The 22,830-nt window shown below is 66.3% G+C and carries 21 protein-coding genes; 14 read left to right on the plus strand and 7 right to left on the minus strand.

The annotated features are described in order from the left end of the window. Nucleotides 1-56: 56 nt before the first annotated feature. Nucleotides 57-1,424, plus strand: a complete 1,368-nt coding sequence (locus tag N536_RS0133810; protein WP_029114794.1) for an IS30 family transposase — start codon at nt 57-59, stop codon at nt 1,422-1,424. A gap of 100 nt (nt 1,425-1,524) precedes the next feature. Continuing rightward, entirely contained in the window at nt 1,525-2,406 is an 882-nt protein-coding gene (locus tag N536_RS0133815) for an oxygenase MpaB family protein (RefSeq protein WP_036438573.1), read from the plus strand. Here N536_RS0133815 and N536_RS0133820 read toward each other — a convergent pair. Continuing rightward, nucleotides 2,398-2,850 carry a MarR family winged helix-turn-helix transcriptional regulator gene (locus N536_RS0133820; protein WP_051574965.1) on the minus strand — a complete coding sequence of 151 codons (453 nt, stop codon included), beginning with the start codon at nt 2,848-2,850 and terminating at the stop codon, nt 2,398-2,400. The genes N536_RS0133815 and N536_RS0133820 overlap by 9 nt on opposite strands. A gap of 68 nt (nt 2,851-2,918) precedes the next feature. On the opposite strand from N536_RS0133820, the gene N536_RS40270 reads away from it, so the two are divergent. Next, entirely contained in the window at nt 2,919-4,457 is a 1,539-nt protein-coding gene (locus N536_RS40270) for a Bcr/CflA family efflux MFS transporter (protein ID WP_064751612.1), read from the plus strand. A 23-nt stretch (nt 4,458-4,480) separates the two neighbouring features. On the opposite strand, the gene N536_RS0133830 is transcribed toward N536_RS40270, so the two are convergent. Beyond that, nucleotides 4,481-5,053, minus strand: a complete 573-nt coding sequence (locus tag N536_RS0133830; protein ID WP_029117666.1) for a nuclear transport factor 2 family protein — start codon at nt 5,051-5,053, stop codon at nt 4,481-4,483. Between the two features lie 118 nt (nt 5,054-5,171). Here N536_RS0133830 and N536_RS0133835 point away from each other — a divergent pair, with 118 nt between their 5' ends. Then, entirely contained in the window at nt 5,172-5,819 is a 648-nt protein-coding gene (locus N536_RS0133835; protein ID WP_029117667.1) for a TetR/AcrR family transcriptional regulator, read from the plus strand. Nucleotides 5,820-5,863: 44 nt separating this feature from the next. Here the strand turns inward: N536_RS0133835 and N536_RS0133840 are convergent, their stop codons facing one another. The 3 genes from N536_RS0133840 to N536_RS0133855 form a co-directional block, all read right to left on the minus strand. Continuing rightward, nucleotides 5,864-6,727 (minus strand): SDR family NAD(P)-dependent oxidoreductase, encoded by an 864-nt coding sequence (locus tag N536_RS0133840; RefSeq protein WP_029117668.1) that lies wholly within the window; start codon nt 6,725-6,727, stop codon nt 5,864-5,866. A 102-nt stretch (nt 6,728-6,829) separates the two neighbouring features. Then, nucleotides 6,830-7,573: an SDR family NAD(P)-dependent oxidoreductase gene (locus N536_RS0133845; RefSeq protein WP_029117669.1), complete on the minus strand. Its 744-nt coding sequence runs from the start codon at nt 7,571-7,573 to the stop codon at nt 6,830-6,832. A 462-nt stretch (nt 7,574-8,035) separates the two neighbouring features. After that, complete coding sequence (locus N536_RS0133855; protein WP_029117670.1) at nt 8,036-8,806, minus strand: SDR family NAD(P)-dependent oxidoreductase; 771 nt, start codon at nt 8,804-8,806, stop codon at nt 8,036-8,038. 177 nt (nt 8,807-8,983) lie between these two features. On the opposite strand from N536_RS0133855, the gene N536_RS0133860 reads away from it, so the two are divergent. Next, on the plus strand, nt 8,984-10,171 hold the full coding sequence (locus N536_RS0133860) for a cytochrome P450 (protein ID WP_029117671.1): 1,188 nt from the start codon (nt 8,984-8,986) through the stop codon (nt 10,169-10,171). 131 nt (nt 10,172-10,302) lie between these two features. On the opposite strand, the gene N536_RS40275 is transcribed toward N536_RS0133860, so the two are convergent. Then, the gene (locus tag N536_RS40275; protein WP_051574966.1) at nt 10,303-10,932 is read right to left on the minus strand and encodes a carboxymuconolactone decarboxylase family protein; all 630 of its coding nucleotides are present in this window, start codon (nt 10,930-10,932) and stop codon (nt 10,303-10,305) included. Between the two features lie 44 nt (nt 10,933-10,976). Between N536_RS40275 and N536_RS40280 the strand changes: the two genes are divergently transcribed. From N536_RS40280 to N536_RS0133880, 3 genes are all read left to right on the plus strand, one after another. Beyond that, nucleotides 10,977-11,789 carry an SDR family NAD(P)-dependent oxidoreductase gene (locus N536_RS40280; RefSeq protein ID WP_036438576.1) on the plus strand — a complete coding sequence of 271 codons (813 nt, stop codon included), beginning with the start codon at nt 10,977-10,979 and terminating at the stop codon, nt 11,787-11,789. Between the two features lie 147 nt (nt 11,790-11,936). Then, entirely contained in the window at nt 11,937-13,718 is a 1,782-nt protein-coding gene (locus N536_RS0133875) for a penicillin-binding transpeptidase domain-containing protein (protein ID WP_051574967.1), read from the plus strand. A gap of 121 nt (nt 13,719-13,839) precedes the next feature. Then, entirely contained in the window at nt 13,840-16,206 is a 2,367-nt protein-coding gene (locus N536_RS0133880) for a lysylphosphatidylglycerol synthase transmembrane domain-containing protein (protein WP_029117673.1), read from the plus strand. Nucleotides 16,207-16,307: 101 nt separating this feature from the next. On the opposite strand, the gene N536_RS0133885 is transcribed toward N536_RS0133880, so the two are convergent. Continuing rightward, nucleotides 16,308-16,727: a nuclear transport factor 2 family protein gene (locus N536_RS0133885; protein ID WP_029117674.1), complete on the minus strand. Its 420-nt coding sequence runs from the start codon at nt 16,725-16,727 to the stop codon at nt 16,308-16,310. 96 nt (nt 16,728-16,823) lie between these two features. On the opposite strand from N536_RS0133885, the gene N536_RS0133890 reads away from it, so the two are divergent. The 6 genes from N536_RS0133890 to mdcA all read left to right on the plus strand — a co-directional run bounded on the left by N536_RS0133890 (nt 16,824) and on the right by mdcA (nt 22,830). After that, nucleotides 16,824-17,399, plus strand: a complete 576-nt coding sequence (locus N536_RS0133890; RefSeq protein WP_036438578.1) for a TetR/AcrR family transcriptional regulator — start codon at nt 16,824-16,826, stop codon at nt 17,397-17,399. A 173-nt stretch (nt 17,400-17,572) separates the two neighbouring features. After that, complete coding sequence (locus N536_RS0133895) at nt 17,573-18,436, plus strand: SDR family NAD(P)-dependent oxidoreductase (RefSeq protein ID WP_029117676.1); 864 nt, start codon at nt 17,573-17,575, stop codon at nt 18,434-18,436. A 23-nt stretch (nt 18,437-18,459) separates the two neighbouring features. Beyond that, nucleotides 18,460-19,533 (plus strand): dihydrodipicolinate reductase, encoded by a 1,074-nt coding sequence (locus N536_RS0133900; protein ID WP_036438581.1) that lies wholly within the window; start codon nt 18,460-18,462, stop codon nt 19,531-19,533. 6 nt (nt 19,534-19,539) lie between these two features. Then, entirely contained in the window at nt 19,540-20,166 is a 627-nt protein-coding gene (locus tag N536_RS0133905) for a TetR/AcrR family transcriptional regulator (RefSeq protein WP_029117678.1), read from the plus strand. A gap of 116 nt (nt 20,167-20,282) precedes the next feature. Beyond that, on the plus strand, nt 20,283-21,152 hold the full coding sequence (locus N536_RS0133910) for an alpha/beta fold hydrolase (protein WP_081809501.1): 870 nt from the start codon (nt 20,283-20,285) through the stop codon (nt 21,150-21,152). Between the two features lie 19 nt (nt 21,153-21,171). After that, nucleotides 21,172-22,830, plus strand: coding sequence for a malonate decarboxylase subunit alpha (mdcA, locus tag N536_RS0133915; RefSeq protein ID WP_231514716.1), 1,659 nt, complete (start codon nt 21,172-21,174; stop codon nt 22,828-22,830).

Below are 22,830 nucleotides of genomic sequence, written 5' to 3' on the forward strand. Positions count from 1 at the left end.
CTCGCTCAGACTCAAGTGGTCGCTGCAACACCTAACGAGTTCGAAGGTGTTGTTCGATGGCGTTTCGCAAGCAGGGCTGCAAACAGGTACCGGAGTCTGCCCATGGTGTTTTCCTGGACGCGTTGAAGTCGGGGTTGTCGCGGTCGGCGGCTGCCACAGTGGCCGGGGTCTGTCACTCCACGGGTAACAAGTGGGCGAACGCGGCCGGGGTGGCGGCGAACTTCAAGCATCGGGGTGTTCGGTATCCGGCAGCGGTTCGTGACGCGTTCTGGGAGGCAATGCATTCTGGCGCGTCGCCGTTGCAGGCGGCGGCGCTGGCCGGCGTGTCGGAGGTCACGGGCCAGTATTGGGTGAACAAGGCTGGGTATGTGCCCAGAACCCCTGCACCTGCCGATATCGAGCCCGATCCGTCACCGCCAAGGGGGCCGATGTCGTTCATCGAGCGCTGCCGGTTGGAGCAGCTGCTGGAGACGGGGCACCGGCCGGCGCACGCCGCCGGGTTGTTGGGGCGCCACAGGGACACGATTCGCCGCGAGATGGGCCGTGGGCGGACCGTGTCGGGATACCGGGCACGGGTGAGTCAAGACGCCGCCGAGGCCAACCTCACGCGACCCAAACCGCGCAAACTCGACACGACTGCGGCGCTGTTGGCCGAGGTGGTGGCACGCTTGAAGCAGCGGCATAGTCCCCAGCAGATCGCCGGCCGGCTGCGCGAGGAGTTCCCCGAGGATCCGGAGATGTGGGTGTCACACGAGACGATCTATCAGACCATGTACGTCCAGCCGCGCGGGGAGTTGGCTCGGCTGGTCAAGACCGCGCTACGCACCGGCCGCACTCAACGAAAGGCGCAGGGACGCAAGGAAACTGGCCAAGGTCACCTCAAAGACATGATCAACATCAGTGAACGGCCCAAGGAGGCCGATGACCGCGCGATCCCCGGACACTGGGAAGGCGACCTGATCATCGGCAAGAACCAGGCATCTCAGATCGGAACCCTAGTCGAGCGGGCCACCGGATTCCTGATGCTGCTGCACCTACCCGAGGACCGCACCGCAGCCACCACGGCCGACGCCATGTCGGCCAAAATCCCCGAAATCCCCGAAATCCTGCGCCGCTCACTGACCTGGGATCAAGGCGGCGAGATGGCAGCACACGCCAAGATCACCAAGGCCACCGGCCTGCCGATCTACTTCTGCGACCCCCACAGCCCCTGGCAGCGCGGCAGCAACGAGAACACCAACGGACTGCTGCGCCAGTACTTCCCCAAAGGCACCGACCTATCCTTCTACGGCCCCGGCTGGCTCGACCAGGTCGCCGCCGAACTCAACGCCCGACCCCGCAAACGCCACAACTGGCGCACCCCCGCCGAAGAACTCGACCGACTACTCTCAGATCCGTCCACATTCGTTGCAGCCACCACTTGAATCCAAGTCGCAACTTTGTTGCGTGAATTCAATCTCGCGACAGGGCGGTCCGCCGGTATCGGCGGCCGCGCGCGGATACGTCCCGCGTACCGTCGAACACGTGGTCGCACTACCTGGTCTGACGAGTCTGCGGGAAGTAGCCGGGCGCCAGCTCTTCGGTCTGGTGGCCGGACCCGACGGGCCGGCGAATCGCGCACACATCCACGACAGTCCCGGTCCCCGCTGGTTCGCCGACGACCGGCCGATCCGCCGGGTGCACGGCGACGCGTCGATGTTCGTGGGAGGTTTGCGCGCACTGCTGCTGCAGTCGCTGCATCCGCTGGCCATGGCGGGCGTCGCCGAGCATTCCGACTACCGCGGTGACCCGTGGGGACGGCTGCAGCGCACCAGCACCTTCCTCGCGATGACGACGTACGGTCCCGCGGACGACGCGCAGCGGGCCGTGGACCGGGTCCGCGGAATTCATCGCCGCGTCCACGGCACGGCGCCCGACGGGCGGTACTACGACGCGAACGACCCGCACCTGCTGGAGTGGGTACACATCGCCGAGGCGGACAGCTTCCTGCTCGCCCATCAGCGCTACGGCGCCAAACCGCTGGATCAAGCCGGACGCGACGGCTACGTCGCCGACACCGCCCGCATCGCCGAAGCGCTGGGCGTCGTCGATCCACCCCGCACCGAACGTGAACTGGCGGACCGGATTGCGGCGTATCGACCGGAACTGCGCAGCACGCCAGCCGCGCGCGAGGCGGCCCGCTTCCTGCTGATCACCCCGCCACTACCACTGCTCGCCAGGGCGCCCTACGCCGTACTGGCCGCCACGTCGGTGGCCATGCTGCCATCGTGGGCGCGGCTGCCCCTCCGGGTTCCCTACCTGCCGCCCGCCGAGGCGACGGCGATCCGATTGGCCGGCCTAGCCATGGTCGGCGGCATCCGATGGGCGTTGGCGCCGGGCAGGGCTTCCACGTCGGCTTCAACTTGAGTCGTCCGTCAGGCCTGCTTCGAGTTCGCGCAGCATCTTCAACGTCGGATCGAGGTTGCGCCGGTCGGCACCGGCGTTGCCCAGCAGACGCGACCAGTTGGCCTTCAGCCGTTGAAGATTGGCCTCCGCGCGAGGGGTCGGGTTCAACCGGGCGTGCCGCGCGTCGTCTCCGCCTGCGGACCTCTCGATCAATCCCTTCGCCTCCAGTGCCCGCACGGCGCGGCTGAGGTTGCTGCGCTGCATGCCGGTGGCTGCTGCCACTGCGGTGGGTGATGCGCCGGGGTGCCGATCGACGTAGCGCATGACGTTGATCTCGGACGCGGTGAGGTCGACGACTTGTTGGTCGAGATGCGTCTCGGTGCTGATCATGCGGGCGAGCGCCAGGATCAGATCGGCCAGGTCCGCCATGCGGTCGTCGGTGTGACGGTCGTCGCCCTCACTCATGCTTCCCAACACTACTGTGTCTGTTGTAGTTTAATAACTATCATTTGATAACCATCTGGAGGTAGTGCGTGACGACGGCCCTGGACGCGCCCACCCGGCCTGCAAGCGAGCGGACCATCACCGCGACCCTGCTGGTGACACTGGCACTGCTCTCGGCGGTGGCTCCGTTCGCCACCGATCTGTACCTACCCGCGTTCCCGTCGATGGTGGCCGACCTCGACACCTCGGCGACGGCCATCCAGCTCACGCTGACCGCGTTCCTGTTGGGCCTCGCCGGCGGCCAGCTGGTCTTCGGCCCGTTGTCCGACCGCTTCGGACGGGTGCGCCCGCTGCTGGTCGGCGCCGCGATATGCGTCGTCGCCAGCGCCGCCACCGTCTTCGCGCCCACAGTCGAAGTACTGATCGGAGCGCGGTTCATCCAGGGCGTCGCAGGCGCCGCCGGCATGGTGATCGGCAGGGCCATCATCTCCGACCTCGCGGCGGGCAAGGCCGCCGCACGCGCATTCAGCCTGATGATGATCGTCGGCGGGGTCGCCCCGGTCATCGCACCGTTGGCCGGCGGATTCCTCGTCGCACCCATCGGATGGCGCGGGGCACTGGCCGTCATCCTCGCCCTCTCGACGTTGATGCTTCTCGCGGTGCTGTCGATCGTGCGGGAGACGCACACTGAGCAACGCCGCGCCGAACTGCGCTCGTCACGAACGGCGTTGGGATCACCGCTGCGCGATCTGACGAGTCGCACGTATCTCGGCCACGCCGCGGCATTCTGTTGTGCCTTCGCGACGATGATGGCCTACATCTCCGCATCACCGTTCATCTACCAAACGATGATGGGGCTCAGCGCCGACGAGTACGGCGCGATGTTCGGCGTGAATGCCCTTGCGCTGCTGAGCATGAGCGCGCTCTCGGCACGCCTGACCGCGCGCCACGACGTGCGTCGGCTGGCCGGAGTCGGCCTGGTGCTTGGCCTGGCCGCCACCGTGGCGCTGCTGGTGTTGGCGACGTCGAGTGTCGCGCCCGGCTGGCTCGCCCTGGCACTGTTGGTGACGGTGGGCAGCATGGGTTTGGTGTTCGGCAACACCACCGCACTGGCGCTCGGCGCGGCACGCCGCGCGGCGGGCACGGCGTCGGCAGTACTCGGTGCGACACAGTTCGGACTGGCCGCCGCCGTCACTCCCCTGGTGAGCATCGCCGGTGAGGACACTGCCGTTCCTGCCGCGATCGTCATGGTCTCTGCGAGCACCCTCGCCCTGCTGGCGTTCGCCTGCGGTCGAACCGGAAAGTCAACGAGTGAAAGTGAGAACGACACAACAGAGGTGACGAGTATCGCGACGGTGGCCACCGAGCGTGCCCCGCGTTACGGCAAGCAGTTGGTGTCGCACCTGGGCCGCAAGGCGGTCGGCACGTGGGACGAGACAACCGAATCCGGCACGCTGGTGATGGGCGACGGGGCGGCACACGTGTCGCTGACCTCGTCGCCCTCGGCGCTGCTCCTCGAGGTCCGATCGCAGGACAACACCATCGCCGCCTTCGAGGACGTGGTGGGCCGCCACCTGGAGCGCTTCGGTGAGCGCGACGAACTGAAGGTGGTGTGGGCCCGGGCCTGACGCCACGCCGCCGCGCCGGATGATTACCACCGCGCGGGCGCGGGAGTGTCCAAGCTCAACGGACGTTCGTACGACAGGTCATCGCGGTCTCGCGTCCCGATCAGATAACCCTTGTCGGTGAAGAACGGTGACTGTAGGACCCGGGCGTCGGCAAGGAACATGCCTTCCACAGTCGATCGACGAACGGCGATGCGCCACTTGCCGTCGCGACGTTCGAGCCGGTCGATGTATCGACCCGTGATGAGCTGAGCGCTCTTGACGTCCGGTCCGACGAGCACGACGATGACGTAACTTTCCGCGTGTGCGGTGTCACCGTCGATTTCGCAGGTGTGGGTGGTGATGTTGTGCGTATGGACGCGGGACGTCGCGGCGTGGGTCTCGTTCGCCCAAGGCCCATAGTCCGGCCCCGAATTGACGGCGTGGCCGTGCTCGTCGACACCGTCGCCGTGATAGGCCGACGCAATCAGGTCAACATCGTGACGGTCGCAGCCGCGGGCATGGCGCGAGACACAGTCGAGGATCTCGGTGCGATCCAAGAGATAACGGACGTCCTTCTGGAGCGCTTCGAGAGGGGCGTGGTCGATGGAGATGGTCATAGTCATCCTGCCGGTCGAGTGGGTCGGCACCGACGCGTGTCGGCGCGCACTCAGACTATACGACTGTACAGCAACCGCTCGGGTGCCAGAATACGAGTAACGAACAGATCGGGAGACCATGGCGACATCGTCGCGGCGCGTGGGCGCCGAAACGTCCAAGACTCGGGACACGCTGCTCGACTGCGTGGAACGAACCATGCTCAGCGACGGGTATGCGAGCGTTTCGTACCGAACGCTCGCTGCGATGGCGGGCGTCACGCCCAGCCTGGTGCAGTATTACTTTCCCACCCTCGACGACATCTTCGTCGCAGCCATCAGGCGATACTCCGAACGCAGTCTGAAGTACCTGACGGACGCGTTCGAGCGTCGCGCCGACGATCCACTGCGTGCGGTGTGGGAGTACTCGTGGGAAGAAGCCTCTGGCGCACTCATGTCCGAGTTCATGGCGCTCAGCAATCACCGCAAATCCATTCGCAACGAAATCGCGACTGTCACCGAAAGCGTGCGGGAGTTGCAGCTGAGCGCGCTGGTCGCCAAGTTCGGCAAGGGAGCACGACCGATCGGCGACCTCTCCCTACCCGCTCTGCAATTGCTCGTGTCAGGTCTACCGAAACTGCTGAACCTCGAGGAAGGCATCGGCGTGAAGTCGGCGCATGCCGAGGTCACCGAAGCATTTGAACGGTACATCGATGCAGTGGAGCCACGTCCCGCAACACGCAAGCGAAAACCCGCTGCGCGCCGCCGCACACCGGCCCGCAAGGCTTGAGCCCTGGCTGCGGCCGACAGTCGTGACCCGTGAATCCAACCCGCTCAGCGCATTACGTGGGCGCACTGCTGGTGGGGATGGACGTCGAAGAGGTCGCGGTACGAAGGCGGTTGACGACCGTCCTCGTCGGTGATGCCGTACTTCACCGCCAACTCAGAGCCGATCAGCGTCTGACCGCTGACGTCCATGAGCTCGGCGTCGTTGTAGAGCGCCCAAATCACATGGCCCGTCAGCCCGGGAGTTTCGGCGGATTGCAGTATGTGACCGAACTTTTCGGGGTTGGTGGCGATGATCTTGCGGACGCGATCGGTGAGTAGCGACCCCATCCAGATCGACACCGTCGCGATGCCGAACTCCCGGAAGTCGAAAGCCATGTCGGCGGCCATCTTGTCGGTCCCCGCCTTCGGGACCCCGTAAGCGGGCCCGAACGCGTAGTGGACCGCACCCGAAGACGACGAGAAGGCCACCAAGCCCTTGCGCTGCGGCAGCATCAAGGGGGCGGCGTACACCGTGGCGACATAACTACTGCGCAAGCCAACGTCGAGAGTGTCGATGACGTTGACGGGTTCCTCCCAGAACTTCGTCCGGCCCATCATCTCGTCGCGGATGACCGCAGCGTTGTTCACCAAGACGTCCACGCGGCCCGTTTCCTCGCCGATGCGCTCAAACAGCGCCTCCACCTGAGCGTCGTCACCGTGGTCAACGGCAACGGGTATCCCCGTGCCGCCCGCCGCGGTCACCCGTGCTGCGGTCTCGTCGATGGTGCCCGCAGATCGCGATGTAGCGGAATCACGGGTGCGGCCGGTGACGTAGACCGTGCACCCGTGACTTCCCAGCGCCTCGGCAATCCCTGCACCCGCACCGCGACTTGCACCGGTGACGACCGCGACCACGTTGTCCTCGGACATGACTTCCTCTTCCTATCAGCGTGCCAACGCGAGGGATCGACGTGAACGCGCACGTTTCCTCCTGAACTCAGTTGTCGTACAGATATTTCGGGTTGGCAGCGCTCAGACGACAGCGCCGCCGTTGACCCCGATCACCTGACCATTGACGTAGCCCGCGCCGTCCGAACACAGGAAGGAGCACACGGCGGCTACGTCCTCGGCTGCCCCGAGGCGTCCCGCTGGAATCACCTGGGTGAGGTGCTCTGTGGCAGGCAACTTGCCGTCGTGCTGTTGTTGGCGAAGCATCGGCGAATCGATGACGAACGGCGGCACGGTGTTGGCCGTGATGCCCTTGCGGGCGTAGTCGAGCGCAAGCGTCTTGGTCATGGCGATGACTCCGCCCTTGGTGGCCGAGTAGTGGCCCTGCCGGGGTGCACCTTGTTGACCGGCCGCAGAGGAGATTGTCACGATACGACCCCACTCAGCGGCCACCATGTCCGGTAGCGCAGCTCGAGCACAGAGGAAGGTGCCGGTGAGATTCACCGCCAGGTAGCGGTTCCACTCGTCCAGAGTGATCTTGTCGAATCGGGTGAAACCGGCAATCGCTGCGCTCGTCACCAGGATTTCGATCGGGCCCAGAGCCTCACGGACAGAGGCAAATCCAGTTTCGACGGCGTTCTCATCTGATACGTCGACGCCTACCGCGATGGCATTGCCTCCCACCGCCTGGATTTCGGCAACGACTTTGTCTGCGGCCTCGCCGTTGACGTCGAAGACGGCCACGCGGTGCCCATCGCTGGCGAGCTTTGCGCTGATCGACTGACCCAGCCCAGATCCCCCACCGGTCACGACTGCAGTCCGGCTCACATCACACCACTCTTTCCTGGTGACCACCAGCACCACTGCTGTACGAATGTATAGCGCAAGTTGGGGCCGGACACAAGGTGTGCTGCACTGCGGGACCGGAAAAGAGGTGGCGTCACCCAACCAGCGAGGAACCGTTACGGCCCGTCGTTCAAGTCGGTAATCTCCGCATCCTCAGGCGATTTGCCAATGACGAAGAAGGAGCCTGGTTTCAACAAGAAGTCGTTGGCGTTGGCACAGATCGTTGCCGCCACCGGCGACCCCGCCCACTTCGTTCCGCCGATCACGCCCGATACGTCGAACTCGGCCGGATGGTCCGCTGGGCACGCGCCGCTGGGTGGGCTCACAGGCGAGTTCGCAATGTTCGCATCGGGCTCCCCGTTGTGCCGCGGACCACACTACGCGGTTGCTGTACATTCGTACAGTGTCGCAACAGGCGTGTCGTCGTGGCATGACGCCCGCGCGTCAGACTCCTGCCGGCCCGGGGGCGCCATGCATGTACAACGTCTGTCCCGAACAAAAACTCGAGGCATCCGATGCGAAGAACAGGACGCCGTAACCGATCTCGTCGGGTTCACCGAGCCGGCCCACCCCGTTGGACATGGCGAGCGCGCGTTCGTCGAGGCCGAGCTTTTCGGCTTCATCCATCAGTGTCGCTGCACGGACGGCCCCACACGCAATGGCGTTCACGCGAACTCCCTTACGCGTCCACGCGGCCGCCATGGAGCCGGTCATGTTGTTCACCGCCGCTTTCGCCGCCCCATAGGGCGCGGCCAAGGGCATCGCCAACAGACTGGCGCCCGATGAGATGTTGACGATCGCACCCTTGCCCTGTTCGAGCATGGGGACCGATGCGGCCCTTGACAAATGCCAGACACTGCCCAGGTTGAGAGCCAACACCTGGTCGAACTCGTCCTCGGTCCACCCCTTTATTGGCTTGGTCTGCGCCCCGCCCGCGTTGTTCACCAGAATGTCCACCCGACCGAATTCCTCGAGTGTGGTGTCGATCAACTGCTGGCATGCCTGTGCGCTGGTGACGTCGGTCGACACCGCCACCGCCCGACGCCCGAGCGTCATCACCTCATTGGCGGTGGACTTCAGCGGGTCGGGCCTGCGGCCGGCAAGCACGATGTCGGCACCGTACTCGGCCAGGACGAGAGCCGCGCCGCGCCCGATGCCCGTGCCGCCGCCGGTAATGACGGCGACACGGCCCTGCAGTGAGAACCGACTGGTCATTGCGCTCCCTTGGTTCGTTCGGGGGGGGCCGTCCGTGGCTCTCCGCGAAGGTTGTACGAGCGTATAGCAACGGCTACGTTTCGCGGAGCTGGCGCGGTTGCCGAGGCTCACCGACTCCTATACGGTCGTACAGCACACGTGTCATACGGGTGAGTTACAGCTGCCGAGGAGTCGACGTTGAGCGATCTTTATTACGACCCATGGGACTTCGACATCGACCTCGATCCCTACCCGACCTACCGCCGACTGCGCGACGAGCGCCCGGTCTACTACAACGAGAAGCATGACTTCTGGGGCGTGAGCCGGTACTCCGACGTTGACGCAGCGCTGAAGGACACGGCGCGACTCAGCTCCGCCAAGGGCGACATCCTGGAAGTCGTGATGGCCGACCCGGTGATGCCCCCGGGGATCTTCATCAACGAGGACCCGCCGCTGCACACGATCCACCGGGCCATCGTGTCGCGAGCCTTCACGCCAAAGAAGATGCGGGCCATCGAGGACAAGATCCGCGCGTTTTGCGTGGCATGCCTCGATCCGCTCGTCGGCGGAGATCGCTTCGACTTCGTCGAGGACCTCGGCGCCGAACTGCCCATGCGCACGATCGGCATGCTTGCCGGGATCCCCGACGCAGAACAACCGGCGGTCCGTGAGCACGCCAACCAGGTGCTGCGCAATGAGCAGGGTAAGCCGATGGAGATCAAGAAGGACCGCTACTTCACCGGCGAGATGTTCGGCGAGTACGTCGAATGGCGCGAGAAGAACCCCTCCGACGACCTCATCACCGAACTGCTCAACGTGGAGTTCGAGGACGAGACCGGAACCACCCGCAAACTGACGAAGCAGGAACTCATCGTGTTCCTAGCCGTCGTCGCGGGTGCCGGAGTCGAGACGACCGGACGACTCTTTGGCTGGATGGGCAAGGTCTTGGCCGAGCATCCGGACCAGCGCAAGGAGTTGGCGGAGGACCCCAAGTCGATTCCGATGGCCATCGAGGAGCTTCTCCGCTACGAGCCGCCAGGGCCGCACGTCGCCCGTTACGTCGCCACCGACGACGTCACCTTTCAAGATCAGGTCCTCCCGGCCGGCAGTCCCTTGTTGATCATGCTGGCGTCCGCCAACCGCGACGAGCGTCACTTCGAACATCCGGACAGGTTCGACATCCATCGGAAGCCCGGTGGGCACTTGACGTTTGGCCGCGGCGCCCACTTCTGCGTCGGCTCCCCGTTGGCGCGTCTGGAGGGCCGGGTGGCGCTCGAAGAGGTGCTCAAGCGGTGGCCCGAGTGGGACATCGACATGGCGGGCGCAACACGGTCGCGCACCTCGACGGTGCGCGGCTGGGACACCATGCCGGCGATCGTTTCCTGATATAGACACTGCGGCAACGCAAGTCGCGGTGATCACCGGCGCTGCCCGAGGGCAGCGCCATGTCGGGCAACCCCTCGTCGACCTTCAGCGCGATGACGGCCACTGTACGGTCGCATAGTAGGGGATGACAGTCACTCTGCCGACCGGACTGGCCGATCGGGCAGCGGCGGAACGTCACTCGTATCCACCCCGGCTTCGACCTGGAGATCCCAGCTGTTGAACGCCATCGCCAGACATGTGTACGCGCCGACGATGAAGGGCAGCTCGACGAGTTGAGCTTCGTTGAGTTGGCTGCGCAAGCGGGCCCAGGTGTCATCGTCGATGCGGTAGTTTTCGAGCAACTGATCGGTCGCCGACACGAGGTCGCGCTCCAGCGGCGACCACGCGTCCGAGTCGCCACGAACAACCGCTGCAACGTCGCCGGCATCTACTCCGTAGCTCTTTGCCAGACGGACGTGGTGCACCCATTCGTACTGCGATCTCGTACGCCAGGCCACGCGCAGCAGCATGAGTTCCCGCTCGCGATGGCCGATGGCGGGCTGGCGCAGCAGAACGTTGCCGAATCGATTGAACGACCCCGCGAGCGCGGGATGGTGAAGCATCGTTGCGAGGACGTTCGGTGCTAGCCCCTTCGTCCGGAAGGCATCGACCGCAGCCGCGGGGAAGGCTTCGCGGATCGCCGCGACGGCCACGTCGTCCCACTGCTCGGCCGGAATCGGCTGCAGCCGTGGGATGCCCCGCGGCTCGTCTTCTTCGGTCATCAGTCGACTGTACATACGTACAGCACCGGTGTTACGTTCAGGCCATGACCCTAGCCCCGGAATCTGCCGGCACCGCCGTTGGCCGCGATCGGCTGCCTGGCCGCAAGGTCGTCGTCGTCGGCGCAGGAAGCCGCCCCTCCCCGGATCCGGAGGTGACGGTCGGCAACGGCCGCGCCATCGCCGTCCTGTGCGCTCGCGAAGGCGCGAGTGTGGCGTGCGTCGACGTGAACGAAGAGGCGGCCAGATTCACCGCCGATCTGTGCACGCGGGAGGGAGCCCTCGCAGTACCCATCGTCGCCGACGTCCGCGATGCCGCGGCCTGCGAACGTCTGGTTCGCGAAGCGCACAATGGACTTGGCGGCCTTGACGGCGTCGTGGCCAACGTGGGGTTCGGCGAAGGCAAGGGACTCGAGGGCACGACACCTGAGTTGTGGGACGACATCTTCGCCGTGAACGTACGGTCGCACTTCCTCGTCGCAAGAGCCGCGATGCCATTGCTCGAAGAAGATGGCGCCTTCGTGTTCATCGGGTCGGCAGCCGGACTGAAGGCCGGGACTCGCTTCCCCGCGTACGACTCCTCGAAGGCCGCATTGTTCGGGCTCACTCGGCACGTCGCGCTCGAAGGTGCGCCGCGACGGATCCGGTCGAACTACGTGATACCCGGCCCCGTCGACACACCGCTTGGCCGCGTGGGTGATGCAACCGTCACGGGACGAACGAAGATCCGATGGCCGCTGGGTCGTCAAGCCACCGCGTGGGATATCGCCTATGCGACGGTATTCGTGCTGAGTGCCGAATCCGCGTACATCACCGCGCAGTCACTGGTCGTGGACGGCGGCATCACGCAATTCGGTTGACGGTCGCGTGCGGCTGCTCCCACAGGTGCGCTAGGCCGTGGTGATGCCGCCACGTCGGCGGCATCCGATGGTCGCTGGCTGGGAATTGAACACGCGGGCGGGCACTGTTGGCATCGGGGACACCAAACATGGTTATCTCGAGAAGCCATGACTCGACGTTTCGTGATGCTCGTTATGACCTGTGCGCTCGTTCTCGGCTCGACCAGCTGTTCGCTGTTCTCCAGCAGCGGACCCGAGGACGCCTTCCACGCCTTCGCCGACGCACTGCACCGCCGCGACGCCAATGCCGCCGGTGCCAGCACCGACGACCCCGCCGCAGCGACCGCGGCGATCACCTCGATGCTCGACGGCATGGGCAAGGACGCGGCGGTGACCGTCGCGGTCGGCGAATCGAACGACGACAACCCCACCGCCAAGCTGAGCTACGCGTGGTCGCTGGGCGCCGAGCGCACCTTCGACTACGACGCCACGGCGACCGCCGAAAAGACCGGAGACGACTGGCGCATCAAGTGGTCCCCCACCGTGCTGCACCCGAAGCTGCGTCCCGGCTTGAGCTTTCAGTTCAGCGACGACAAGAACTTCCTCACCCCCGTCGTCGACCGGGACGGCCAGCCGCTGCTGTCCTGGCAGACCGTCGGCGTCGTCACGCTCGCCAGGGACCACCTCGACTCCGCCGCTCCGCTGGCCTCGGTGCTGCAGCGGTTCGACGAGACCACCACCGCAACCAGCATCACCGACCAGTTCAACGCCACGCAGGACGCCACCGTCACGGTGATCAAGCTGCGCGAGTCCGACTTGGACCAGGTGGCCGATCAACTCGCGCAGATCCCCGGCGTCGCGGTGGCCAAACAGGGCGAGCTGCTCACCGCGAATCCCGACCTGTCCTCACCAGCCATCGACGGCCTGCAGGCGTTGTGGCAGAAGGCAATCGACTCGACCGCAGGATGGTCGGTGCAGCTCGTCGACGACAAGGGCGCGCCGACCGACGAGTTGACCTCGACGCCGCCACGCGACACCCCGCCGATCCGCACGACGCTCGACACCCGGCTGCAGCTCCTCGCGCAGCAGGCCGTCGCATCGGATCCCCGGCCGACGGTGCTGGTCGCCATCTCCCCGACCACCGGAGGCATCCTGGCCGCAGCGCAGAACGGGGCGGCCAACGCGCAGGGGCCGATCGCGTTCACCGGCGTCTACCCGCCGGGGTCGACGTTCAAGACCATCACCACCGCCGCGGCGCTGCAGGCCGGACTGGCGACGCCGGACACCCCCGAGGCGTGCCCGGGCCGGGTCACCGTCGAGAACCGCACCATCCCCAACGACGACGAATTCGACCTGGGCACAGTGCCATTGACGTCCGCGTTCTCGCATTCCTGCAACACCACGATGGCGGTCCTTGCCGACCGCCTGCCCGCCGACGCGCTGCCCAAGATGGCACGGCTGTTCGGCATCGGCGTCGACTACGTCATTCCCGGCATCACCACGGTGACCGGACGCGTGCCCGACGCCGACACCCCGGCGCAACGGGTCGAGAACGGCATCGGCCAGGGCACGGTGACCGTCAGCCCGTTCGGGCTCGCAGTAGCCGAGGCCAGCCTGGGGCACGGGTCGACGATTACGCCGACCTTGGTGGTCGACGAGAAGACGACGGCCGACACGCCGTCCGCTCAGATTCCGCCCGCGATCGTCGACAGCTTGCGCGCGATGATGCGCCAGACGGTGACGGAGGGTACCGCGACCGAGTTGCGTGACATCGACGGTCTCGGCGGCAAGACCGGGACGGCCGAATTCGGCGACAACACCCATTCGCACGGCTGGTTCGCCGGCATCGCCGGAGACATCGCCTTCGCCACGCTCGTGGTCGGCGGCGACACGTCGGCCCCGGCGGTGCAGGTGTCCGGCAACTTCCTGCGCCCAGCCCTGGCGGGGTGACGCTCCGCCGGGGCGGCGCGTTCCGCCAAACCCCGGACTTGGCACCGTCGGCCGGCATGTGCGGATAGGTTGTCCGCGAGCCGTCACGCAGACGCGGCGCCGATCCGGAGATCCTTGGCACATGCGAGTCGACGGGCGTGAAATCGCCGTTTCGGGCAGCTTGCTGCAACCACTGACCCGCCGGACCAACGACATCCTGCGGCTCGTCTTCGCGACCGTGCTCCTCGCGGCCGTGATCACGAGTTCGTTGATCACCCGCAACGACTGGGTGGCGCTGGAGAGGTCGATCTCCGACATCGTCGGAATCCTCACGCCCACGCAGTCGAACGTGGTGTACCTGGTGTACGGCATCGTGATCCTCGCGCTGCCGTTCACCATCCTGATCGGCCTGATCGTCAGCAGGCAATGGAAGTTGCTCGGCGCGTACACGGCCGCCGGGCTCATCGCCGTGCTGGCGCTGTCGATCAGGAGCAACGGATTCGCCGCGCCCCGCTGGCACTTCGACCTGTCCGAACGGCTCAACACCGTACTGTCGCAGTTCCTCGACGATCCCCGGTGGATCGCGATGCTGGCGGCAGTCCTCACGGTATCGGGACCCTGGCTGCCGGCACGCTGGCGACGTTGGTGGTGGACGCTGCTGCTCGCGTTCGTGCCGATACACCTCTTCGTCAGTGCGGTGGTTCCCGCCCGCTCGCTGCTCGGACTCGCGGTGGGCTGGTTCGTCGGCGGCCTGGTCGTGCTCGTGGTCGGCACGCCTGCGCTGGAAGTGCCGCTCGCAGGCGCCGTTCGGGCACTCGACCGGCGGGCAGTCGTCGTGTCGGGGATGACGGTGGTGCGGCCCTCCGGACCCGGTCCGCTGATCCTCTCGGCGGACACCGACGACGCCTCGCCGCCCCTCGTCGTCGAGATGTACGGCCCGAACCAACGCAGCGGTGGGGCACTGCGGCAACTCTGGCGGAAATTGTCACTGCGCAACGACGAGAGCGCGCCGCTCCAGACGTCCATGCGCCGCGCCGTCGAGCATCGGGCACTGATGACGATCGCCGTCGGCGACATCGGCGTGGCCAACACCGCCACGGTCGGCGTTGCCGCGCTCGACCGCGGCTGGATGTTGTACGCGCATACTCCCGCCCGCGGCGCCGAGATTGCGTCGGCAGCCCCGGTCTCCGAGGTGTGGCAGTCGCTTCGCGTCCTGCACGATCGGGTGATCTCGCACGGTGATCTGCGCGCCAGGGAGATCACCGTCGACGACGGCAAGGTGCTGTTCGGCGGCTTCGACAACGCCGAGTACGGCGCTACCGACGTCCAACTGCAGGGCGACGTCGCCCAGCTGCTGGTGACGACGAGCGCGCTGTACGGTGCGCAGTCGGCCGTGGCCGCGGCCATCGACGCGTTCGGCAAGGACGCCGTACTCGTCGCGTCCCGGAGACTCACCAAATCTGCGGTGCCCCAACGGGTCCGGGAGTCGGTCACTGACGCCAAGACCGTGATGTCGGAGCTGCGCGACGAGGTGAAGCGCCAGACCGGTGCCGATCAGATCAAGGCCGAAACGATCACCCGGTTCACTCGCTACCAGGTCATCCAGCTCGTGCTGCTGGTCGCGCTGGTCTACGTCGCCTATCCGTTCATCAGCACCGTGCCGGCGTTCTTCGCCGAACTGCGGACCGCGAACTGGTGGTGGGCCCTGCTCGGCCTGCTGGTGTCGGCGCTGACGTATGTCGGTGCGGCTGCGGCGCTCTGGGCGTGCGCGTCGGAGTCCGTGAACTTCCGGAACCTCGCCATCATGCAGGTGGCGAACACCTTCGCCGCCACCACCACCCCGGCGGGTGTCGGCGGCCTCGCGTTGAGCACGCGGTTTCTGCAGAAGTCCGGCCTCGGTGCACTGCGCGCCACCGCGGCGGTGGCGTTGCAACAGACGGTGCAGGTGATCACGCACGTCGCGTTGCTCGTCTTCTTCAGTACGGTGGCGGGTGCGTCGGCCAACCTGTCGCACTTCGTGCCGTCGACGACCGTCCTGTATCTGTTGGCGGGTGCGGCACTCGGGGTGGTCGGCACGTTCATGTTCGTGCCGAAGGCCCGCAAATGGCTGGCCACCGCCGTACGTCCACGCCTGAACGAGGTGGTCACCGATCTCGTCGAATTGGCCCGCGAACCAAAACGGCTGGGACTCATCGTGCTTGGTTGCGGTGCGACGACTCTCGGTGCGGCGCTGGCATTGTGGGCCAGCATCGAGGCGTTCGGCGGCGATACGTCTTTCGTCACCGTCACCGTCGTCACGATGATCGGCGGAACGCTCGCGTCGGCGGCGCCCACTCCCGGCGGCGTCGGCGCGGTGGAAGCGGCGTTGATCGGTGGGCTCGCGGCCTTCGGGCTGCCTGCCGCGATCGCCGTGCCGTCGGTGCTGCTGTACCGCGTGCTGACGTGCTGGCTGCCCGTGTTCGTCGGCTGGCCGGTGATGCGCTGGCTGACGGCCAAGGACATGATCTAGCGCCTCCCCCATTCCTTCTCACCGAGACTGCTAGGAGATCGCGATCCGGCGCAAAATTGCGATCTCCCAGCAGTTTCGAGGGAAAGGGGTAGCGCCGGCGCTCAGGGCGATTCGAGAAGGTCGAGCACCACGAGGGGATTCCAGTAGTCGCGGTAGAGCGCCATCTGCCCGTCGATGGTCTTCAGCACCACGACATAGGACATCTCGTACGGCGCGCCGGTCGCCTTCACGCGGCCCTTGGCCGTCATCTCGATGACGGCCGTCTGCGGGTCGACCGTCTGATGAACCTCCAGATTCGCCACCTCCTCGAACTCGATCTGGGCCGGAACCGTCCGCATGTACTGCTCGACGGCGGCCTTGCCCTCGAGTCGGCGGGGCCGGCCCGGCGGCGCGAACGGAAACTCGATGACGATGTCGTCACGGCACAGTGCCATCCATCCCTGCAGATCACCTGCGCTGACGGCCGCCATCGCCTGCGTGAAGACTTCGCCAGGCGTGGTGCGGGTTCGGGTTTCGGCCATGGGAACCTCCTCATCGATTACCATCCGGACTGACGGTCCGATTCGTCGTGACGACGACTATACGGACCGTCAGTCCGCATACGCAAGGAGGTTGGTGTGGCCGAACGTGCGGATGCCGCGCGCAACCGCCAGGCCGTGTTGGAAGCGGCCGGCCGGTTGTTCGACGACGGCGCCGACCCGGGCACGGTCTCGATGGACGACGTGGCACGCGCCGCAGGCGTCGGCAAGGGAACTCTGTTTCGACGCTTCGGCGATCGGACGACGCTGTTGCACGCCGTCTACGACGCGCGACTCGCCGACCTGCGCACCGAACTCGAATCGGGATCGGCGCCGTTGGGTCCGGACGCCGCGCCCGCCGAGCGGATCCCGGCAATTCTCGATGCAATCGTCACCTTCAAGCTCAACAACCGCCGACTGGCTCTCGCGCTTGAGCAGAGCCGATCCGGCGAGACGTCGACGTTGTATGACGCACCGCATTACGTCGAGACCCATCAACTGCTGGCACGGCTGTTGACCGCCGTCGTCAAGCCCGGTGACGCGTCGTGGACGGCCCACGTATTGCTTGCGGCCACCCGCATCGACCTGGTGGACCATCTCGTCACCTCCGAGAAGGTGTCGCGTAGACGGCTACGCACCGACCTGCGGCGGCTCGTCGAACGTCTGCTCACCTGACGCGTCGGGTTCCGCCCCCCTTCTCTTCCGCCGAGACTGCTGGGAGATCGCGATCCGGCGCGAATTTGCGATCTCCCAGCAGTCTCGAGGGAAGAAGAGGGGGGTTGCGCGAAACGCCACCAAAGAAATCATTACACGTGTAATGATTCGCCGATCACGGCGAGAGGACGACCATGGGTGAACTCGACGGCAAGATCGCGATCGTCACCGGCACCAGTCGCGGCGTCGGCGTCGGCATCGCTCACGAACTGCTGCGCGCCGGTGCCACGGTGATCGGCTGTTCCCGATCGAAACTCGACGCGCTGCCGGGTACCGAAGACGACCCCGAGTGGGCGGCCCGGTCGGCGCAAATGGTGTGCGACCAGGGTGACCACCGCGCGATCGACGCGTTCGTCCAGCAGGTCGTCGACGCCTACGGCCGGATCGACATCCTGGTCAACAACGCAGGCGGCACCGTACCCGCACCGCACGTCGAGGCCATTCCCGAACTGGTACAACGCATTCAGGGCTCGCCCCGGGCGGACGACGACTACGAGCGCAGCGTGCTGTTCCACGCCTTCGCGATCCAGATGAACCTCATCAGCCCATTGTGGTTCGCCATCCGCGTCTATCGGCAGATGCGGGAGCAGGACGGCACGGGGTGCATCATCAACGTCTCCAGCGGCGCTGGCCATCCGGCCGGCTCCCCCACCTTGGTGTCCTACGGTGCGGCGAAGTCGGGCCTCAACCACCTCACCCGCTCGCTGGCTGAGGAGTGGGGACCCACGGCCCGCGTCAACTGCGTGGCGCTGGGTCCCACCATCACCGAGAACTTCCGGTCGTTCGTGCTGCCGAAGGACGACCCGACCGGTGCCGGGTACTTCGTCGACGTGCCCTTGAAACGCGGTGGTGAACCCGCCGAGGTGGGACGCACCTGCGTCTTCCTGGCGTCCGGCGCGGCCGACTACATCAACGGCACCACCATCGAGATCGACGGCGGCATGATGCCAGGCGTGCTCTATGACGCCGGCCTCAAGACCATCACCGATCTCCTGTAAAGCCCTGAGAGGCAGAACATCCCATGACCCGTCGCGTCATTCAGTTTTCGACCGGAAACGTCGGCGTGCGCGCGCTGCGGACCATCATCGAACGGCCTGACCTCGAACTCGTCGGCGTGCACGCCGCCAGTCCCGACAAGATCGGCCACGACGCCGCCGACCTCTGCGGCCTGGCCCAGCCGACCGGCGTGATCGCCACCAACGACATCGACGCGCTGGTCGGCCTGGGCGCAGACTGCGTCGTGTACACCTCGCAAGCCGAGACCCGGCCTCACGAAGCCATCGACGAGATGACCCGCTTCTTGTCCGCGGGCACGAATGTCGTTGGCACGTCCTTCGTCTGGATGGTGGCGCCCGAGCAGGCCGACGACTGGTTGCGCAAGCCGCTCGAGGCCGCATGCGCCGCCGGCGACAGCACGCTCTACGTCAACGGCATCGACCCCGGCTTCTCCGGCGACACCCTGGTCTACACCGCCCTGAGCCTGGCGGCTCGCGCCACCGCCGTGACCGTTCAGGAGATCTTCAACTACGGCTCCTACGACGACGCCGAATTCACCGGCGCCAGCTTCGGGTTCGGCGCACCACCCGAACACACGCCGATCCTGTTCCAGCCGGGCGTACTGGCGTCGATGTGGGGAAACCAAGTCAAGAGCCTCGCCGACGACCTCGGGATCGAACTCGACGACGTCCGCGAGCGACACGAAACATGGGTCACGTCAACGCCGATCGACTGCACGATGATGCGCGTCGAACCGGGGCGGGTAGCCGCCGTGCGCTTCGGGGTCGAAGGCATTCGCGACGGCGCCGCCATCATCACCATGGAGCACGTCAACCGGCTCACCACGGCCGCTGCGCCGGACTGGGCGTACCCACCCGACGGTCACCCCGGCGTGCACCGCGTCATCGTCCATGGAAGCCCTGGCATCGAGATCAACACCCACGTCGGCGGCGCAGGCGTCGACCACAACGAGGCAGGCGTGGTGGCGACCGCGGCCCGCGCCATTAACGCCATCGAAGCGACGTGCCGAGCCCCCGCTGGCGTGTTGGCGGCTCACGATCTCCGGCCGACCGATCACCTCCGGGGAGTGATGTGGTGACCTGACATGGCAGCCAAGAATCTTCCGCGCCGGCCGCCCGGCGGCAGTCAGGAACGCGCCGAGCAGACTCGGGCCGTCGTCATTGACGAGACCGTCACCTGCGTCCTGGAGGAGGGGTTCGCCGCGCCCAGCGTGCGACACATCACCGAGCGTGCGGGTGTCACGTGGGGAGTGGTCCAGTATCACTTCGGCGATCTCGCCGGCCTGCTGATGGCCGTGGTGGACAAGGGCTTCGCTGAACTGATCGCGGCACTCGAAGAACTACCCGCGACGACCGCGGCACTCCCGCCACGCGCACGTATCCAGGCCGTCGTGGATTCGGCATGGGCGGCGTTCTCCAGCCCGACGTCGATGGCCGCGTTCGAGATCCTCGTCTCGACGCGCGCGCTACGCGATGCGGTGGCCGACACCCATCTCGTCGAGCTCGGGAAGGGGCTCACCAGGTTGGGTCGTCACCTCGGCGAGGGACTGGACGCCACGCATGCAGCTGAGATCGGCAACCTCATCTGGGCCACATTGCGCGGTCTCGCCGTCGCCGAGCTCATCTCGCCGCACCCCCTGGACAGTGCGAACGACCGCCGGATGCTGGTCGACGTGATCACCGCCTACGTCACGTCGCAAAAGGCCAAGTAGGGCGGCTGCGCCCTTACCGGTAGCCGGTAGTGGACTTGCCTGCCAGCGTCGATGACCGCGCACACGCCATCGACCAGGGTGAATGCATCATTCACCGAACAGATGGGACAACCCCGATGGCTCGATTCACGCCCCGCGGAACCCGCATCGTCGCGCTGGCCTGCGCCACCACGCTCGGGTTCGCATCGCTCGTCGCCTGCTCACCGTCGAAACAAGAGGCGAGCCACGAATCATCCAGCGCACCGGCCGCCACACCGGCCAACGGCGTGAAGCCCACCGTCGTCCTGGTGCACGGCGCGTGGGCCGACGCGTCCAGCTGGGACGGTGAGGTCGCCGCACTGGAGAAGCAGGGCTACGACGTCCGCGCCATCTCCAACCCGTTGGAGAACCTCACGACCGACTCCGAATACGTCTCGGACTTCTTGAAGACGGTGAACGGTCCCGTCGTGCTGGTCGGCCATTCCTACGGCGGCTCGGTGATCACCAACGCGGCCGAGGGCAACCCGAACGTCAAGGCACTGGTCTACGTGGACGCGGCCGCTCCCGACGTCGGTGAGACGAACGGCTCGTTGAGCGGGGCCGATTCGGTGCTCAAGCACAAGCCCGAAGCCGAGCTGTTCGACAAGGTCCCGTATCCCGGTGCCCCGGCCGGCGCAGTCGACCTGTATCTGAAGAAGGACATCTTCCTGCAGAACTTCGGGAACGACCTGCCAACCGACGAGGCGACCCGGCTGTGGGCGACGCAACGGACCGCGTCGACGGCTGCCTTCGAAACGCCGTCGAAGTACGCGACATGGAAGACAATCCCATCGTGGTACTTCATCAGCAGCGGCGACCAAATCATCACCCCGACGTCGGAAGAAGCCATGGCGAAACGGGCCCACTCCCACGTGACGATGTTCGACGGCGGGTCACACCTCACGCTGATCTCGCATCCCGACGCGGTGACCGCCGTCATCGATCAAGCCATCGCGTCCGTGCACTGACGAGCTGAGCGGTAATCCGATGATGACGACGGAAGCGCCGAAACGGTGGGATTCCCGCCGCCGGGCGAAGGGCGAACGGCTTACCGCCGGTGCGAGCTACTGCGACGGCAAGGTGATCCGACCCGACCGGCTCAAGGATCTGCTGCACGACGTGATCCGGCCCGGCGACCGCGTCGCGCTGGAGGGTGACAACCAGAAGCAGGCCGACTTCCTGTCCCGCACGCTGGCCGACTGCGACCCACAGCGGCTCAACAACCTGCACATGCTCATCTCGTCGGTTTCTCGTGCCGAACATCTGGACCTCTTCGAACGCGGTATCGCCACCAAGCTCGATCTGGCCTATGCCGGGCCGCAGAGCGTGCGGATCGCGCAGATGGTCGAGGACGGCACGGTGCACATCGGGGCGATCCACACCTACGTCGAGTTGTACGCCCGGATGTTCGTCGATCTCGTCCCCGACGTCGTGCTGCTCTGCGCCTCGGCCGCCGACCGGGACGGCAACCTGTACACCGGCGCCAACACCGAGGACACGCCGACGATCGCCGAGGCCGCGGCATTCCACGACGGCGTGGTGATCGTCCAGGCCGACGAGATCGTCGACAGCGCAGCCGATCTCCCGCGCGTCGACATCCCCGGCAGTTGGGTGGACTACGTCGTCGCCGCCGACCGGCCGTTCTTCCTCGAGCCGCTGTTCACCCGCGATCCCCGCCACATCGGTGCCGTCGAGATCCTCAAGGCCATGATCGCGATTCGCGGCGTCTACGAACGGCACAACGTGGTCTCACTGAACCACGGTGTCGGATTCGACACCGCCGCAATCGAACTGCTGCTCCCGACCTACGGCGAGTCGCTCGGACTCAAGGGGCGAATCGCCAGGCACTGGGTGCTGAACCCGCATCCCACGCTGATTCCGGCCATTGAATCCGGCTGGGTCGAATCGATCCACAGCTTCGGCGGCGAATCCGGGATGAACCGATACGCCGCCGCCCGCCCGGACGTGTTCTTCACCGGCGCCGACGGATCACTGCGCTCCAACCGGGTGCTCGCGCAGATGGCCGGTCAGTACGCCATCGACATGTTCATCGGCTCGTCTCTGCAGATCGACGCCGACGCCAACTCGTCCACCGTGACCGACGGCCGGCTGTCCGGCTTCGGTGGCGCGCCGAACATGGGCCACGACCCACACGGGCGGAGGCACTCCTCGGCCGCCTGGCTGGACCTCGCGCACGGCGACGGTGCCAGCCGACGGGGCCGCAAACTCGTCGTGCAGATGGCCCAAACCTACAGGGCCGGTGGTGTTCCCACCTTCGTGGAGACGCTCGACGCGGTCGACGTGGGCAAGCGGGCCGACATGCCGCTGCCGCCGGTGATGATCTACGGCGACGACGTCTCGCACGTCGTCACCGAAGAGGGCGTGGCCTACCTGTACAAGGCACACTCCCTGGCCGACCGGCGGGAGGCCCTGGCGGCGGTCGCAGGTGTCACGCCGATCGGACGCAACGCCGACGCCCGGCGAGTCGAGGAGTTGCGGCGCGACGGACTGGTCGCCTTCCCCGAGGACCTGAAGGTCGAGACCCGACTCGCCGACCGGTCGCTGCTGGCGGCGCGCAGCATCGAAGATCTCGTCGCATGGTCCGGCGGCCTGTACGACCCTCCAGCGCAGTTCCGGGACTGGTGA

The organism is Mycobacterium sp. URHB0044 (genome assembly GCF_000620625.1).
GTDB lineage: Bacteria > Actinomycetota > Actinomycetes > Mycobacteriales > Mycobacteriaceae > Mycobacterium.

Bases quoted from the DNA above. Each gene is read 5' to 3' on its own strand.
- N536_RS0133810 (WP_029114794.1), top strand. From the start codon at position 57: ATGGCGTTTCGCAAGCAGGGCTGCAAACAGGTACCGGAGTCTGCCCAT.
- N536_RS0133820 (WP_051574965.1), bottom strand. From the start codon at position 2,850: ATGAGTGAGGGCGACGACCGTCACACCGACGACCGCATGGCGGACCTG.
- N536_RS0133830 (WP_029117666.1), bottom strand. From the start codon at position 5,053: ATGACCATCTCCATCGACCACGCCCCTCTCGAAGCGCTCCAGAAGGAC.
- N536_RS0133835 (WP_029117667.1), top strand. From the start codon at position 5,172: ATGGCGACATCGTCGCGGCGCGTGGGCGCCGAAACGTCCAAGACTCGG.
- N536_RS0133840 (WP_029117668.1), bottom strand. From the start codon at position 6,727: ATGTCCGAGGACAACGTGGTCGCGGTCGTCACCGGTGCAAGTCGCGGT.
- N536_RS0133855 (WP_029117670.1), bottom strand. From the start codon at position 8,806: ATGACCAGTCGGTTCTCACTGCAGGGCCGTGTCGCCGTCATTACCGGC.
- N536_RS40275 (WP_051574966.1), bottom strand. From the start codon at position 10,932: ATGACCGAAGAAGACGAGCCGCGGGGCATCCCACGGCTGCAGCCGATT.
- N536_RS40280 (WP_036438576.1), top strand. From the start codon at position 10,977: ATGACCCTAGCCCCGGAATCTGCCGGCACCGCCGTTGGCCGCGATCGG.
- N536_RS0133875 (WP_051574967.1), top strand. From the start codon at position 11,937: ATGACTCGACGTTTCGTGATGCTCGTTATGACCTGTGCGCTCGTTCTC.
- N536_RS0133880 (WP_029117673.1), top strand. From the start codon at position 13,840: ATGCGAGTCGACGGGCGTGAAATCGCCGTTTCGGGCAGCTTGCTGCAA.
- N536_RS0133885 (WP_029117674.1), bottom strand. From the start codon at position 16,727: ATGGCCGAAACCCGAACCCGCACCACGCCTGGCGAAGTCTTCACGCAG.
- N536_RS0133895 (WP_029117676.1), top strand. From the start codon at position 17,573: ATGGGTGAACTCGACGGCAAGATCGCGATCGTCACCGGCACCAGTCGC.
- N536_RS0133900 (WP_036438581.1), top strand. From the start codon at position 18,460: ATGACCCGTCGCGTCATTCAGTTTTCGACCGGAAACGTCGGCGTGCGC.
- N536_RS0133905 (WP_029117678.1), top strand. From the start codon at position 19,540: ATGGCAGCCAAGAATCTTCCGCGCCGGCCGCCCGGCGGCAGTCAGGAA.
- N536_RS0133910 (WP_081809501.1), top strand. From the start codon at position 20,283: ATGGCTCGATTCACGCCCCGCGGAACCCGCATCGTCGCGCTGGCCTGC.
- mdcA (WP_231514716.1), top strand. From the start codon at position 21,172: ATGATGACGACGGAAGCGCCGAAACGGTGGGATTCCCGCCGCCGGGCG.